Below are 14,669 nucleotides of genomic sequence, written 5' to 3'. Positions count from 1 at the left end.
GCCGCAATTGCTTCCCCTACCGGCGTAAAAATTTTCCCCGCACAGTAAATATTGGCTCACACAAAGAAAAACATTAAAATCTGCGCTGGCGCCCCCGGGGCGCCGGGGCTGGCGCGGCGGCGCTTGTCTCAATCCCACAATCGCCCTGGGAGGGCCGATGGACGGTGCGGCTCCGCTCTTTCGTATGGAAGGCATATCCAAGCGCTATGGCGGCGTACGTGCGCTGGAGAAGGCCGAGCTTGTCGTCGAAGCCGGCAGCATCCACGCCATTCTCGGTGAAAACGGCGCCGGCAAATCGACGCTGATCAAGGTTATGGCAGGTGTCGTGGCGCCCGATGAGGGCCGCATGACGCTGGACGGGCGCGAGGCGACCTTCGCTTCTCCGGGGGCCGCCAACAAGGCCGGCATCGTCTGCATCTTCCAGGAACTGTCGCTGGTCCCTGAGCTCAGCGTGGCCGACAACATCGTCATTTCCGATCCGCCCAAACGCTTCGGCATGATCGACCGCAAGGCGCAGCGCCGCATCGCCGAAGAAGCACTTGCTCGCGCCGGCGCCGCCGACATCCACCCGCTGGCGCTGGTCAAGGACCTGCCATTGTCGCGCCGCCAGATGGTCGAGATCGCCAAGGCATTGGCACGCAAGCCGCGCATCCTCATCCTCGACGAAGCCACCTCCGCGCTGACCGCCGCGGATGTCTCGAAGATCTTCGCGGTGCTGAAGCGGCTGCGCTCGGAAGGGCTGGCGCTGCTTTACATCTCGCACCGCATGAACGAGATCGCCGAACTGGCGGATCAGTGCACGGTGTTCCGCAACGGCCGCAATGTCGCCAGCTATGCAGCCGGCTCGAAGAGCGACAATGAGGTGGTCGAACTGATGATCGGCCGCGAATACAGCCATATCTTTCCGCCCAAGCCGGCGGCCGTGCCTGCCACCGCGGCCCCCAGGCTCGAGGCCCGCAAGCTCTCATGGGCCGACCGGCTGCACGATATCTCGCTGACCGTCAGGGCAGGTGAGGTGGTCGGCCTTGGCGGCCTCGACGGCCAGGGCCAGCGCGAATTGCTGCTCGCCTTCTTCGGCGTGCTGCGGGGCCTCAGCGGCCAGATCCTGATCGACGGCAAGCCTGTCTCGATCACCAGTCCATCCGTTGCGCGCGACGACGGCATCGGCATGGCGCTCATTCCCGAGGACCGCAAGACCGAAGGGCTGATGCTGCCGATGACGGTGCGCGAGAACCTGTCGTTCGCGGCGCTCGACCGGCTGTCGAAAGCCGGCATTATCGATCGCGCCGCCGAGCAGCGGCTGATCGACGACATGGTCGGCCTCTTGGCGATCAAGACGGCGGGCCTCGACATTCCGGTCGGCGCGCTTTCGGGCGGCAACCAGCAGAAAGTGGTCATCGCCAAATGGCTGATGCGCCAGCCGCGCATCATCCTGCTCAACGATCCGACGCGTGGCATCGACGTCGGCACCAAGCAGGAGTTGTACCAGCTGATGCGCAAATTGGCCGACGCGGGTGCGGCGATCCTGTTCTACTCGACCGATTATGACGAACTGATCGGCTGCTGCGATCGCGTGCTGGTGCTCTATGACGGGGCGGTCAAGCGCGAGTTGGTCGGTGCCGAGATCACCGAGCGGGCGCTGATATCAAGCGCGCTCAACATCCATGGCGAGGAGAGCCCAGTGGGCCTGGGAGCAAGCGCGTGAAAGATTGGCGCTACTGGCTGGCCGAGCAGCGCGGAACGCTGCTGGCGTTCGGCATCTTCATCGTCATGTTCGTCATCTACACCTCGAACCATCCGGCGGGCTTCACCGCCAATGTCGTGCAGACGGCGTCGAACAAGGGTGTGCTGCTCGCCTTTGTCGCCATGGCGCAGACGCTGGTGGTGATCACCGCGGGCATCGACTTGTCCGTCGGTATGATCTTCCTGCTCACCAACTGCCTCGCCTCCTGGCTGGTGGTCGGCACGCCGATGCAGACGACGCTCGGTGTCATCGCCGTGCTGGCGGTAGGGCTGCTGTGCGGCGCGATCAACGGCGCCATCGTCATCTATGGCCGGCTGCAGCCGATTGTCGCCACCATTGCCACGGGGGCCGTCTATTACGGCATCGGCCTTTTGCTGCGGCCATTCCCGGGCGGCTCGGTCAATGAGGATCTGGCCGACGCGCTGACCGGCCGTGTGTTTGGCGTGGTGCCGGCGAGCCTGGTCGTCCTGCTGGCCGTCGTGCTGGTGATCTGGGTGCCGTTCAGCCGCTCGGTGCTCGGCCGCGCCGCCTACGCGGCGGGCTCATCGGAGACGGCGGCCTACATGTCGGGTGTGCCGATCCGGCGCGGCAAGTTCGCCGCCTACACGCTGGCCGGCCTGCTGGCGGCGATCGGCGGACTGTTCCTGACCTTCTTCACCTATACGGGTGAAGCGGCCTATGCCAGCGGCAACTCCTACACGCTGTTTTCGATCGCCGCCGTGGTGCTCGGCGGCGTTTCGCTGTTCGGCGGCAAGGGCAGCGCCATCGGCGCCATCTTCGGCGCACTGGCCTTCCGTACCATCGGCGACCTGTTGTTCGTCTTCGATTTCGATCCGCTCTGGCAGCCGCTGTTCCAGGGCGTTATCCTGCTGGTCGCCGTCAGCCTCGGCGCCTTCGCCCTGTTTCGGGTCCGCAACCGGCTGGAGTGGTTCCTGTGAGCGAAACGACGCTTGGCGGCATTGCCGGCCGCATGCCCAGATTCATCCGCCGCGCCGATCCGGCGGTGCTGACGGCCTTTGCCTGCATCGTTCTCTTGCTGTTCCTGGGCAGCCTCTATTCCAGAAGCTTCCTGTCGCCTGAATATCTTCTGCAGCAGCTCAAGGTGGCTTCATTCCTCAGCGTCATCGCCACCGGGATGATGCTGGTCATCCTGCTCGGTCAGATCGACCTGTCGGTGCCGTGGGCGGTGGCGGCCGGCGCCATGATGGCCTGCGCTGCGGCGGCGTACGGCCCGGTCGGCGTGGCGCTGGCCATTCCGTTCGGTATTTTCTGCGGCATGCTGATCGGCGTCGTCAACGGCATCGGCGTCGCCTATCTGCGCATCCCCTCGATGATCATCACATTGGCCACCAACGCTGTCGCGCAAGGGCTGATGGTGGTCTACACAGGCGGCTTCTCGCCGCAGGATTCGGCGACGGGCGCGATGCGCTACCTGGCGACCGGCTTCGCCATTCCGGGCGTGCCCAACGCGGTCATCATCTGGGCGCTGATCGGAGCCGCGATGGTGTTCGTGCTGACCCGTACCAGCTTCGGCCGCACCGTCTACGGCATCGGCAACCGCGAGCGCGCGGCCTATCTCTCCGGCATCGACACACGGCGTGTGGTGATGATCGCCTTCGCCGTCTCCGGCGGGCTCTCGGCTTTCGGCGGCGTGCTTCTGGCGGGCTATGCCTCCAAGGCGGCGCAGTCGATGGGCGACGCTTATCTGCTGCCGTCGATCGCCGCGGTGGTGCTTGGCGGCACCTCGATCCTGGGCGGACGCGGCTCTTATCTCGGCACTGTCGCCGGTGTCATCCTCATCACGCTGCTGCAGTCCATCCTCTCCGTCATGCAGATGCCGGAGGCGGGGCGGCAGATCATCTACGGTGTCGTCATCGTCGCCATGCTGCTGCTCTACGGCCGCGCGCCGGCAAGCCGCTGACAGTGGACGAAAAGACAGCACAGGCGCCAGCGGGCGCTCCCGGCTCGGTGTCTCCGGCCATCGTGGTGATGGGCGTCGCCGGCTGCGGCAAGTCGGCCGTCGGTATTGCGCTGGCGGCCGCGCTGGGCGTTACCTTCATCGAGGGCGACAGGCTGCACCCGCCGGAAAACGTCGCACGCATGGCAAGCGGCGAACCGCTTACCGATCAACTGCGCGAAGGCTGGCTCAACGCGATCGGCGAGCGCATCGCGGAGTCGGTGGGCGGCGGACAGGGCGTGGTTGCCGCCTGCTCGGCACTGAAGCGCAGCTACCGCGACCGGTTGAGCGGCTTCTGCCCGGAAATCGTCTTCCTCTATCTGGAGATCGACCCTGCCACGGCCAGGCAGCGTGTCGGTAACCGCAAGGGCCATTTCATGCCGGCAAGCCTGGTCGACAGCCAGTTCGCCATCCTCGAGCCGCCGGCAGTGGAGGAGCGGGCCTTGACGCTCGATGCGACGCGCCCGGTCGGTGAGCTCGTCGCTGCCGCGGTCCGCCTGATACCCCGGTCATGAACTTTCATCGTCAGTGCCGATGCCGGTGCTGTCCTGGGCCTCGGTCAGCCGCTGCCGGCGGGACCACGTCAGCATCTGCTCGGGGTAGAGCCTCAGCGCCTCCAGCAGGCGGTCACGCTTGAGCAGGATGTAGTGCGCCTGCACGGCCATGTTCTTGGCGCCATCCCTGGCGGTGTCCGTTGCCGGGGTGACAGACGCCTCCGGCGCCAGCGCGGGGCTGAGCACGGCCCGGTACTCATGTCCGCGCTTGAGCCGGCGCCCGCGACGCCGGACCGTCGGTCGGCAGACACAACTTCAGAAATGTCGATTTCGAGGGTCGGACGAAGATATTCGTGTCGCTATTCCATATATGGCGTCAGCACATCTTCGATCCATTTCATGAATGCGCGGACTCGGCGTGACAGATTGCTCCGATGCGCAACGACGAGGGACACGGCGAGCGCCCGGCGACGAAAATCGGGTATGATCTCGACAAGCGCTCCACTCTCCAAGTATCGGCCAATGCCCAAGAGTGGCGCCTGAATCACACCAAGGCCGGCGAGGGCGGCGGCTTCGTAGGTCTGCGCGCTGTTGACGTGTAGCGCACCTGGCAACTGAAGCGTCGCGTAGCTGTCGCCGTCCGGATATTCCCATCCATAGGGTCTCGCGCCCAGCACCGTCGAAAAGTGAATTGTCCTATGTTCCTGACGCTGGAGATCTTCCAGCGACCGAGGGACGCCATGGCGCGCCAGATAGGCGGGGCTGGCAGCGTTGGCCATGCGCAACAGGCCCAACGGGCGGGCAATCAGCGTCTCGTCCCGAATGGGTCCAAGCCGCAATACACAATCGAACCCCTCTTGAACCAGATCGACTTGCCGATCCGTACTCGACACCTCCAGCTCCAACTCGGGGTGCGCCGCCATGAAATCCGGCAAGGCAGGCACGATCGTTGTGCGCGCCACTTCGGTTGGAAGGTCGACCCGCAAACGCCCGCGAAGTGCCACGCGATCGCCTGCGAACATCGAGTGCAGATCATCGACTTCAGCAAGCAGATCGCGGGCACGGACATGAAATGCGCGTCCGTCTTCCGTCAACCGCACGCTGCGCGTCGTCCGGTGCAGGAGCCTGACACCGAGATCTTCTTCCAGCTTCCGGACCGCCGTTGAGGCTCTCCCCTTTTGGATGCCCAGGCTGTCGGCTGCGCGGGTGAAGCTCCCCATTTCCGCTACCGTTATGAAAATGAGGATGGATTCGAGATTTTGCATTTTCGTGCCCCGGTATTGTTTCCCGAAAAGAGAACAGTCGGTTCATTTCCTCGGTGTTTATCACGTCTTGGGGGCACAGTAAGCTTAGAACATGGGATCTTCCCAATGGAGAATGACAAGTGTCGGAAACCGTGAACCTGCATCAGACACCTGAAACTATGACCTTGCATCGCGCCCTGTGGGCCGGCCGGATAATGAGCGCGTTTGTCGTTATCGCTTTGATGGCAGACGGCACTGTTCAGCTTTTCGCGCCGGCACGGATCGCGAGCATGTTGCAGGAAACCGGGTTCGCGATGGACCTGACCCGTGTCGTGGGTCCGATCATACTCGCCTGCGCCATCCTCTACGCCATCCCGGTCACCGCCGTCCTCGGCGCGATCCTGGTGACTGGCTTTCTGGGAGGTGCCATCTGCGCCCATCTCCGCATCGGTGAGTTGGGGTCGCCGCCGGAAATCATTTCCCTGCTTCTGGGCGCGATGACCTGGGGCGGCCTCTATCTGCGCGATCCCCGTATCCGGGCCATTCTGCCGCTCATCCATTGAACCAACAGGGGCAGCTCTGTCCCTAAACATCAGGAGAAAACACATGTTCTTAGTAATGGGAATCACGGGAAACGTGGGCGGCGCGACGGCAAGGCATTTGCTAGCGCAAGGCAAGAAGGTGCGCGCGCTGGTCCGCGACCGCGAGAAGGCGTTGAGCTGGGCGAACCGGGGCGTGGAGCTCGTTGACGGTGATTGGAACGATTCGGCAGCCATCGAGCGAGCGCTCGAAGGCGTCGAAGGCGCGTTGGTCATGCTGCCCCCTGTCTGGGCGCCTTCGCCCGATTACAAGGAAGCAAAGGGCGTGATAGCAAGCTATGTCGAGGCGCTCACCAAGGCAGCGCCGCCGCGAGTGGTTGCGCTTTCGTCTATGGGCGCGAACAGAACCAGCGGGCACGGGGTGATCGCGGCCTTGTCCCTTCTGGAGCAAGGTTTTCGCGACCTGACATCGCCAGTTGCTTTTGTGCGCGCAGGCGGATTCTTCGAGAATTTTCTTTTCGGGTTGCAGGTCGCGCAGGGCGGAACGCTGCCGGCTTTCTACAATCCGACAAACCGGAAATCGACAATGGTCGCGACGAACGACATCGGCGCGGAATTCGCAACGCTTTTGACCGGGCCAGCGTGGTCAGGGCAGCGCATCGTCGAGCTTGGTTCGATGGTCAGCGCGGACGACGTCGCCGAGCAATTGGGCGAAGTCCTGAATCTCGACGTGAAAGCCTTTGCAATCCCGCGTGCGGGGTGGGCGGAAGCGCTCGAGCAATTCGGCATCCCGAAGGGCCACAGCGGACCTGCCGAAGAAATGTACGAGGCCGTGAATGCGGGATGGATGGACATCGGTGTGGCGGGTACGGAGCACGTGGCGGGTACGACGTCCGCACGCGATGTATTCGAGGCTGCGTCCAATTTGAACGGATAGGCCAAACTGTATGGGGTTCTCCTGTGATTTCGAGTCTTCGCAACCCGGGATTTGGAGAACTCCCTCTTCAATGGAAGAATCTCATGTCTGTCTGAGCGCGGTCAGCTTGCAGTGGGTGGTTTATATCTGTGACGTCAGCTCAACCGGGAAATCGTCATTGTCGGCGTCGCGCATGGCGGCAAGGCTGCGATTGTCCAGCACTTCGGCGATCGCCTGCCGCACCTCCAGCATCATGTGGCGGACCTGGCAGGTCGCCTCGTCGCAATCCTCGCAGCGCTGATACTGCGTGCGGCTGGCGCAAGGGATCGGCGCCAGCGGCCCGTCCAGCACGCGCACGACATGGCCGATCTTGATTTCGGAGGCGGGCCGGGCGAGGCGGTAGCCGCCTTCCTTGCCCTTGCGGCTCTGGACGAAGCCGGCGTTGCGCAACTCGCCCAGGATGGCATCGAGGAATTTCTTCGGGATGTTGTTGGCCACCGCGATGTCATTGACGAAGGCCAATTGGCCGGCCGGCAGGCCAGACAGATGCACGAGGGCCTTGAGGCCGTATTTGCCTTTTTTTGTCAGCATGCCCAGATCAACCCATAAAAGCCCCAACCACTCGCATCTGGCGACTGTTTGTGTGCAAATAATGACATTTTCGCCGCGCGATGATGTTCCGCGAAACAGACACCAAATTGCACGTTAGGCACAAACGCGTTGATTCTTTGTAACGTTTTGCACTGAGAACGCGGATATTCCACTGATAACCAGGTTATCGGCCTTCAAAAAGCGAAAAGCCAGCAGGGCGCCGGCTTTTCCGTCTGCTCCGCAGATATCGCTGCCTTCAGCGGCTGCCGTAGGTCTGGTCGAGCAGGCCGCCGGCGGCGAAATGCTCTTTCTGCACTTTGTCCCAGCCGCCGAAGACGTCTTCCACCGCCAGCAGCCGGATATCGGGGAAATCGGCCTTGTATTTTGCCGCCACGGCGGCGTCGCGGGCTCTGAGGCCGTTGCGAGCGGCGATGTCTTGGCCCTCCGGCGTGTAGAGGAAGTCGAGATAGGTCTTGGCCAGATCGCGCGTGCCGTGCTCGTCGGCGACCTTGTCGACGATCGCGACCGGAAATTCGGCCAGCAGGCTGACCGAAGGCGTGACCTGCTCGAACTTGTCGTCGCCATACTCCTTGCGGATGCCGCGCGTCTCCGACTCGAAGGTGATCAGTACGTCGCCGATCTCGCGCTGCACAAAGGTGGTGGTCGCGGCGCGGCCGCCGGTGTCGAAGATCGGCACGTTGTTGAAAAGCTTGGTGATGAACTCCTTCACCTTGGCGTCGTCGCCCTTGAAGGCCTCCTTGGCGTAGGCGGTGGCCGCCAGATAGGTATAGCGCGCATTGCCGGAGGTTTTCGGGTTGGGGAAGATCACCTGCACGTCGTCGCGCACGAGATCGTTCCAGTCCTTGATATGCTTGGGGTTGCCAGCGCGTACCAGGAATGAAGGCAGCGAATAGAAGGGCGAGGCGTTGTCGGGAAAATCCTTCTGCCAGTCGGCCGACACGAGGTCCTTCTTGACCAGGAAGTCGATGTCGGTGACCTGGTTGAAGGTAACGACATCGGCGCCAAGGCCCTCGGCGATGGCACGCGCCTGCGCCGAAGTGCCGGCATGCGACTGGTCGACGGTGACACCCGGATGCTGCGCGATGAAGGCCTTGTTGATCTGAACAAACAATTCGCGGCCGACGTCATAGGACGCATTGAGCAGTTTGTCGGCCGACCAGGCTTGGGAGGATGCAAGGAACAGGCCTGCGACGGTGGCAAGCCCAAGGAAAAATCGCTTCATGAAAAAAGGCTCCGATGCAAGGCGTTTATAGCCGGACCATAGCCGGGGCGCGTGGTGTGCGACGAGGCATGCGCCATAGGTTCGTGGCCTCGTCGTGAGAAAATATCTCTCTTGACGTGGCGGTTGTTGGAATCCTGTTCTGGAAGATGGCTGTCTTCGTCGGAGTTTTTCTGTGCCTTGTTTTGGGGCGCTGTATGGCATATACAAGTGGCATATACAAAAGAGCTGCAACATGCCCCAGAACCGTCATTCAACAACGCCGCCCAAGGAGGCGAAGCTGTTTCGCAACAACCGCAGCCAGGCGGTGCGCATTCCTGTCGAGTTCGAGCTTCCCGGCGAAAAAGTCCTGATCAGCCGGGAAGGCGATCGTCTTGTCATCGAGCCGGTTCGCAAACCTGGCCTCACCGCGTTGCTCGCCCAGTGGGCGAAAGAGCCGCCGCTCGATCCTGAAGACGACTTCCCCGAGATCGACGACACGCCAGTCAAATCCGAGGACATTTTCTAGATGCGGTTCATGCTGGATACGAACATCATCAGCGACATGATCCGAAACCCGGCTGGCAAGGCCGCGAGGGCAATGTCGCGCGAGGGAGATGACGCGGTTTGCACCAGCATCGTGGTCGCCTCGGAATTGCGATATGGCTGCGCCAGGAAGGGATCGGCCAAGCTGCTCAAGAAGGTTGAAGACTTGCTGGCCGAGATTCCTGTCTTGCCGCTCGATGTGCCGGTGGATGCCGAGTATGGCGGACTTCGCGCCGAGCTTGAAGCGGCAGGCCAGACCATTGGCCACAACGATCTTTTTATTGCCGCTCATGCCTGTGCATTGGGCGCCACGCTGGTGACCGCCAACACGGGCGAGTTCAACCGGATCAAAGGCCTGAAGGTCGAGAACTGGCTGGCGTAGCCCTCGACCAGAGGATCAAGCCGCCGGAAAAAGCTTCCAGCGTCCGGGGCGGAACGCCACCCGGCTTTTCTGCGCCGCGGGGTGATCGACCGGCAGTTCGATTTCGACCCGCTGGCGCTCTCCGCCGATCTCAAGCTCGACCCGGCGCGTGCCGGCGACGCGGCGGCTGGCGGCGACCGTGCCGGCGATACAGCCGCTGCAGCCGTCCAGCAGTTCGACATCATGCGGGCGGAAATAGAGCGTCGCATCGCCCGAGGGCTCGTTGGGCGCGGCAATCCCGATCGGACGGTCGGCGAGCCAGATCTCGCCATTCTCGACCTTGACGGGAAGCGAGCTTGATTCACCGATGAAGCCATAGACGAAGGGCGAGTTCGGCGTGTCGTAGATATCGTCGGCGGTGCCGACCTGCTCGATGCGGCCCTGGCTCATCACCACGACGCGGTCGGCAAGCTCCAGCGCCTCTTCCTGGTCGTGGGTGACGAAGACGGTGGTATGGCCGGTGGCGTCATGGATTTCGCGCAGCCAGCGGCGCAATTCCCGGCGCACCTGCGCGTCAAGCGCGCCGAACGGCTCGTCGAGCAGCAGCACCTTGGGCTCGATCGCCATGGCGCGCGCCAGCGCCACGCGCTGCCTCTGGCCGCCGGAGAGCTGCGCCGGATAGCGCTTTTCGAGCCCTGAAAGCTGGACGAGGTCCAGAAGCTCGGAGGCGCGACGGCGGATCTCCTGCGCCGGCGGGCGCGACGGTCCGTGCCGGACCTTCAGGCCGAAGCCGATATTGTCCGCCACCGTCATATGCCGGAACAGCGCATAGTGCTGGAAGACAAAGCCGACATTGCGCTCCTGGATCGACTTGTGCGAGGCGTCCTCGTCGCCGAAGAATATCTTTCCCCGTGTCGGCCGCTCCAGCCCGGCAATCAGCCTGAGCAGTGTCGTCTTGCCGGAACCGGACGGTCCCAGCAACGCGATCAGTTCGCCCGACTTGATGTCGAGCGACACGTCGTGAAGCGCCGGAAACCGGTCAAACTCCTTGCGCACGTTGGCAACGCGAACTTCCATAGTGGTCCCTTTGTCAGTGCCCGCGTGTCGCGGCGATCTCGGCGCCGTAGCGCATCTCGAGAAGTGTTTTCAAGACCAGCGTGACGAGCGCCAGGCCCGCAAGCAATGAAGCGACGGCGAAGGCACCGACGGCGTTGTACTCGTTGTAGAGGATTTCGACATGCAGCGGCATGGTGTTGGTCAGGCCGCGTATGTGGCCCGACACCACCGATACCGCGCCGAACTCGCCCATGGCACGCGCATTGCACAGGAGCACGCCGTAGAGCAGCCCCCATTTGACGTTGGGCAAGGTCACGTACCAGAAGGTCTGCCAGCCATTGGCGCCGAGCGAAAGCGCTGCCTCCTCGTCGCCATTGCCTTGTTCCTGCATCAGCGGGATCAACTCGCGGGCGACGAAGGGGAAGGTGACGAAGATTGTGGCCAGCACGATGCCCGGCACGGCAAACAGGATGACGATGCCATGCGCTTTCAGCCAGGTGCCGAGCAGCCCCTGGGCGCCGAACAGAAGCACATAAACGAGGCCCGATATGACCGGCGAGACCGAGAAGGGGAGGTCGATCAGCGTGGTCAGGAAGGCCTTGCCCTTGAACTCGAACTTGGCGATCGCCCAGGCGGCGGAGATGCCGAAGACGATGTTGAGCGGCACCGAGATCGCCGCCACCAGCAGCGTCAGCCGGATCGCCGAGCGCGTGTCGGCACTGCCGAGCGCTTCGGTGTAGGCACCGATGCCCTTGGCGAAGGCTTCGTTGAAGACGATGATCAGCGGCAAGAGCAGGAAAATGCCGAGGAAGGCAAAGGCGACGGCCATCAGAGCCAGGCGCGCAGGGCGGCTTTCCGTGACCGCCGCCGACTGGCTTTCATGGTGGGGTTCGTAGGATTTGATCTCCGGGTCAGCCATAGCGCTTGCGGCTCCATGACTGTGCGAGATTGACGACCAAAAGCATGATGAACGACAGAGCGAGCATGATCGCCGCGATCGCGGTCGCTGCCGGATAATTGTATTCCTCCAACCGAATGACGATCAGCAGGGGTGCGATTTCTGATTTGTAGGGCAAGTTGCCGGCGATGAAGATGACGGAGCCGTATTCGCCGACGCCGCGCGCGAAGGCGAGCGCGAAGCCGGTGACGATGGCCGGCGCCAGGCCCGGAAACAGGATGCGGGTGATGATCTGGAAGCGATTGGCGCCAAGCGTGGCGGCGGCTTCCTCCACTTCCTTGTCGATCTCCTCCATGATCGGCTGCACGGTGCGCACGACGAAGGGCAGGCCGATGAAGATCAGCGCAATGACGATACCGAGCGGCGTATAGGCGACCTTGATGCCGAGCGGCATCAGCAATTTGCCGATCCAGCCGTTCGGCGCGTAGAGCGTGGTCAGCGCGATGCCGGCCACAGCCGTCGGCAGGGCGAAGGGCAGGTCGACCATGGCATCGACGATGCGGCGGCCGGGGAAGCGGTAGCGCACCAGCACCCATGCGACCAGCGTGCCGAAGACGACGTTGACCGCAGCCGCGACGAAGGCGGTGCCGAAGCTGATTCTCAGCGCATTGATGGTGCGGCGATCGGTGGCGATCGCCCAGAATTCAGGCCAGCCAAGGGCGGCCGAGCGCCAGAGCAGCCCGGACAGCGGGATGAGGATGATGAGGGTGAGGTAGGCAAGCGAGAAGCCGAGCGTCAATCCGAAACCCGGAATGACGCTCGGCTGCCTGAATCGCCACCCCGCCTGGGCGGGTGCTGTGGTCATGTCGTCCTGAATATCGACTGCTTACTGGGGCTTGTAGATCTGGTCGAATATACCACCATCGCCGAAATGATAAGGCTGTGCTTTTTTCCAGCCACCAAACTGTGGATCGTCGATGGTTACGAGCTTGATCGGCGGCAGCTTGGCGAGGTCCTCGGCCGGCACCAGATCGGGCTTGGCAGGACGATAATGGTTCTTGGCGATGATCGTCTGTGCTTCTTTGGAATAGAGCCAGCTCAGATAGGCTTCGGCGACCTTGCGCGTGCCCTTGGCATCGACATTGGCGTCGACCACCGCCACCGGCGGTTCTGCCAGGATGGAGGTCGGCGGGTAGACGATGTCGAAATTGTCGGCACCGAACTCGTCGAGCGCCAGATAGGCCTCGTTTTCCCAGGCGATAAGCACATCGCCAAGACCCTTTTGCGCGAAGGTCACGGTCGAGCCGCGCGCGCCGGTGTCGAGCACCGGGGCATTGGCGTAGAGCTTGCCGACGAATTCCTTGGTCTTGGCCTCGTCGCCGCCGTCATTGGCGTTAGCGTAGGCCCAGGCGGCGAGATAGTTCCAGCGCGCGCCGCCGGAGGTTTTCGGATTGGGCGTAATCACCTGGACACCGTCCTTGACGAGGTCGCTCCAGTCGTGAATGCCTTTGGGATTGCCCTTGCGGACGAGGAAGATGATGGTCGAGGTGTAAGGCGCTGAATTGTTTTCGAATTTGGTGCGCCAGTCCGGATTGATCTTCTTCGCCTTCGAGACGATGGCATTGATGTCGCCTTCAAGTGCCAGCGTCACCACATCGGCGTCGAGGCCATCGATCACGGCGCGGGCCTGGGCGCCCGATCCGCCATGCGACTGCTGGACGGTGACCGTCTCTCCGGTCTCGGCCTTCCAATGCGCGACGAAAGCTTCGTCATAGGCCTTGTAGAGCTCGCGTGTCGGATCGTAGGACACGTTGAGAATGGTGGTATCGGCAAACGCGAAACCGAGCGTGCCGAACTGGACAGATGTGGCGACCAGTGCGCCGAGCAGTTTCCTGAAATGAGGTTTGGTCATTTCTGCCTCCGTTGAACCCGCGCCAAATCTACCGAATTGGTAGAAATTAGATGCATTCAATGTTGCCTTTTTTGCCCCTCTTGAGAAAATGTTCGACGCCATTTCGCCGTTAGGAGAAATATTTTCCTCTTGCGGCCAAAGGAAGAATCCATGGCCCGGCCACTCAGCCTATCTAGCAAGGGGCGGTGCCGAGGCAAGGTGTGGAATTGGTCCGGTGCATCAATCGGCGATGATGGGAAAGTCGAAACGCTGTCTGGCGAACGGTTCGCTTTTCAGCGTGAAGTGCCACCATTCCCTTGCATAGTTCTTGAAGCCGCCAGCGCGCATGGCGTCGACAAGCATCTTGCGGTTTGCCGCCGCTTCACTGGCAAGGCCGCGGTGGGCGGTTTCGCTCATCGGATCAAAGCAGTCGAAGCCGGTACCGAAATCGAGCGTGTCGGCATCAACCGCGCCACAGGCCGGGTTGGGGCTGGACCTGGGGTCCGTTCGGGCGATGGCGACGTCGACGGTCGAGCTTCGTGAATGGGTCGACAGCTCTCCGACATAGCCGTTGGCGATCAGGTCGCTGCGCCTGACCCTCGAATACCATTGCGGATCGGGCGGCCCGCCCTCGCGCGTCCATTCATTCATGTCGGCGACGGCGCGGGCAGGGCGGTAGCAATCGAACACCACCAGGGTCAGGCTTCTGGCCGCTATCGCTTTCTGGACGGCGGAGAGTGCCTTTGCCGCCTGCTCGGTGAGGATGCAGGCCGGGGCGTCATAGCCGTCCACCTTGCGATGCAGAAAATTGTCCGATCCGGCGTAGCGTATGTCCTGGCGGATCGAGGGATCGACATCGGCGAGCCGGACAAAGCCGGCGGGCAGGGCATCGGCCAAAGCGGGGAGAGGAATTGCCGCGATAAGCATTGTTGCTGCAAGTGCTGAGGCTGCTGACGATCGAGGATTGCGCGAGGCACCCCCCTCTGCCCTGCCGGGCATCTCCCCCGCAAGGGGGGAGATTGGCAGCTTTGCCGTTGCGTATTGTCTTTGACAGAAAGCGGAAAGGACATCCGATCTCCCTCCTTGCGGGGGAGAGGGCCGGCAGGCCAGAGGGGGGTGCCTCGGAACGGTTGTGTGCGTCAAGTTCTGCAAAATGGGCGATCATGAAGCTGGTCATGCGGCTTGGCGTAGAGCGAGCTTCTTGTGCTCGCGC

The 14,669-nt window shown here is 62.6% G+C and carries 17 protein-coding genes; 8 read left to right on the top strand and 9 right to left on the bottom strand.

The features are described 5' to 3' along the window. The first annotated feature begins 157 nt into the window (after positions 1-157). Genes NKH52_RS34240 through NKH52_RS34225 form a run of 4 tightly spaced genes read left to right on the top strand, consistent with a single transcriptional unit; the run spans position 158 to position 4,216 of the window. Positions 158-1,705 carry a sugar ABC transporter ATP-binding protein gene (locus NKH52_RS34240; protein ID WP_352733303.1) on the top strand — a complete coding sequence of 516 codons (1,548 nt, stop codon included), beginning with the start codon at positions 158-160 and terminating at the stop codon, positions 1,703-1,705. Then, positions 1,702-2,682, top strand: coding sequence for an ABC transporter permease (locus tag NKH52_RS34235; RefSeq protein WP_127295462.1), 981 nt, complete (start codon positions 1,702-1,704; stop codon positions 2,680-2,682). Before NKH52_RS34240 ends, NKH52_RS34235 begins: the two co-directional genes overlap by 4 nt. Beyond that, the gene (locus NKH52_RS34230; protein ID WP_352733306.1) at positions 2,679-3,665 is read left to right on the top strand and encodes an ABC transporter permease; all 987 of its coding nucleotides are present in this window, start codon (positions 2,679-2,681) and stop codon (positions 3,663-3,665) included. Before NKH52_RS34235 ends, NKH52_RS34230 begins: the two co-directional genes overlap by 4 nt. Before the next feature lie 2 nt (positions 3,666-3,667). Then, positions 3,668-4,216, top strand: coding sequence for a gluconokinase (locus NKH52_RS34225; RefSeq protein WP_352733309.1), 549 nt, complete (start codon positions 3,668-3,670; stop codon positions 4,214-4,216). Here the strand turns inward: NKH52_RS34225 and NKH52_RS34220 are convergent. After that, on the bottom strand, positions 4,211-4,441 hold the full coding sequence (locus NKH52_RS34220) for a hypothetical protein (protein WP_023813231.1): 231 nt from the start codon (positions 4,439-4,441) through the stop codon (positions 4,211-4,213). The two genes, NKH52_RS34225 and NKH52_RS34220, sit on opposite strands and share 6 nt — an antisense overlap. Before the next feature lie 113 nt (positions 4,442-4,554). Beyond that, positions 4,555-5,460, bottom strand: coding sequence for a LysR family transcriptional regulator (locus NKH52_RS34215; protein ID WP_352733312.1), 906 nt, complete (start codon positions 5,458-5,460; stop codon positions 4,555-4,557). Positions 5,461-5,579: 119 nt separating this feature from the next. Between NKH52_RS34215 and NKH52_RS34210 the strand changes: the two genes are divergently transcribed. Together NKH52_RS34210 and NKH52_RS34205 are read left to right on the top strand one after the other, a co-directional pair. After that, positions 5,580-6,002, top strand: coding sequence for a DoxX family protein (locus NKH52_RS34210; protein WP_127295470.1), 423 nt, complete (start codon positions 5,580-5,582; stop codon positions 6,000-6,002). Positions 6,003-6,045: 43 nt separating this feature from the next. Further along, positions 6,046-6,915 carry an NmrA family NAD(P)-binding protein gene (locus NKH52_RS34205; RefSeq protein WP_352968456.1) on the top strand — a complete coding sequence of 290 codons (870 nt, stop codon included), beginning with the start codon at positions 6,046-6,048 and terminating at the stop codon, positions 6,913-6,915. A 120-nt stretch (positions 6,916-7,035) separates the two neighbouring features. Here the strand turns inward: NKH52_RS34205 and NKH52_RS34200 are convergent, their stop codons facing one another. Further along, complete coding sequence (locus NKH52_RS34200; protein WP_013530871.1) at positions 7,036-7,485, bottom strand: RrF2 family transcriptional regulator; 450 nt, start codon at positions 7,483-7,485, stop codon at positions 7,036-7,038. A 256-nt stretch (positions 7,486-7,741) separates the two neighbouring features. Continuing rightward, a complete protein-coding gene (locus NKH52_RS34195; RefSeq protein WP_352733319.1) occupies positions 7,742-8,728 on the bottom strand; it encodes a sulfate ABC transporter substrate-binding protein in 987 nt (328 codons plus the stop codon). Positions 8,729-8,960: 232 nt separating this feature from the next. Here NKH52_RS34195 and NKH52_RS34190 point away from each other — a divergent pair, with 232 nt between their 5' ends. Both NKH52_RS34190 and NKH52_RS34185 read left to right on the top strand, forming a co-directional pair. Further along, complete coding sequence (locus tag NKH52_RS34190) at positions 8,961-9,233, top strand: AbrB/MazE/SpoVT family DNA-binding domain-containing protein (protein WP_023813223.1); 273 nt, start codon at positions 8,961-8,963, stop codon at positions 9,231-9,233. Continuing rightward, on the top strand, positions 9,234-9,632 hold the full coding sequence (locus NKH52_RS34185; RefSeq protein ID WP_023813222.1) for a type II toxin-antitoxin system VapC family toxin: 399 nt from the start codon (positions 9,234-9,236) through the stop codon (positions 9,630-9,632). Positions 9,633-9,647: 15 nt separating this feature from the next. Here NKH52_RS34185 and NKH52_RS34180 read toward each other — a convergent pair whose 3' ends face one another. The 5 genes from NKH52_RS34180 to NKH52_RS34160 all read right to left on the bottom strand — a co-directional run bounded on the left by NKH52_RS34180 (position 9,648) and on the right by NKH52_RS34160 (position 14,383). After that, positions 9,648-10,688, bottom strand: a complete 1,041-nt coding sequence (locus NKH52_RS34180; RefSeq protein ID WP_023813221.1) for a sulfate/molybdate ABC transporter ATP-binding protein — start codon at positions 10,686-10,688, stop codon at positions 9,648-9,650. Between the two features lie 13 nt (positions 10,689-10,701). Continuing rightward, positions 10,702-11,586: a sulfate ABC transporter permease subunit CysW gene (gene cysW / locus NKH52_RS34175; RefSeq protein ID WP_127270916.1), complete on the bottom strand. Its 885-nt coding sequence runs from the start codon at positions 11,584-11,586 to the stop codon at positions 10,702-10,704. Next, the gene (gene cysT / locus NKH52_RS34170; RefSeq protein WP_013530875.1) at positions 11,579-12,430 is read right to left on the bottom strand and encodes a sulfate ABC transporter permease subunit CysT; all 852 of its coding nucleotides are present in this window, start codon (positions 12,428-12,430) and stop codon (positions 11,579-11,581) included. Before cysT ends, cysW begins: the two co-directional genes overlap by 8 nt. A gap of 21 nt (positions 12,431-12,451) precedes the next feature. Next, complete coding sequence (locus NKH52_RS34165) at positions 12,452-13,477, bottom strand: sulfate ABC transporter substrate-binding protein (RefSeq protein ID WP_127271865.1); 1,026 nt, start codon at positions 13,475-13,477, stop codon at positions 12,452-12,454. Between the two features lie 219 nt (positions 13,478-13,696). After that, positions 13,697-14,383, bottom strand: coding sequence for a M15 family metallopeptidase (locus NKH52_RS34160; protein ID WP_352733322.1), 687 nt, complete (start codon positions 14,381-14,383; stop codon positions 13,697-13,699). Positions 14,384-14,669 lie beyond the last annotated feature (286 nt).

It is taken from the genome of Mesorhizobium sp. M1066 (assembly GCF_040318635.1).
Taxonomy (GTDB): Bacteria; Pseudomonadota; Alphaproteobacteria; order Rhizobiales; family Rhizobiaceae; genus Mesorhizobium.
Note: the sequence above shows the minus strand (reverse complement) of the source record. Positions and strands in the feature narration are given on the sequence as shown.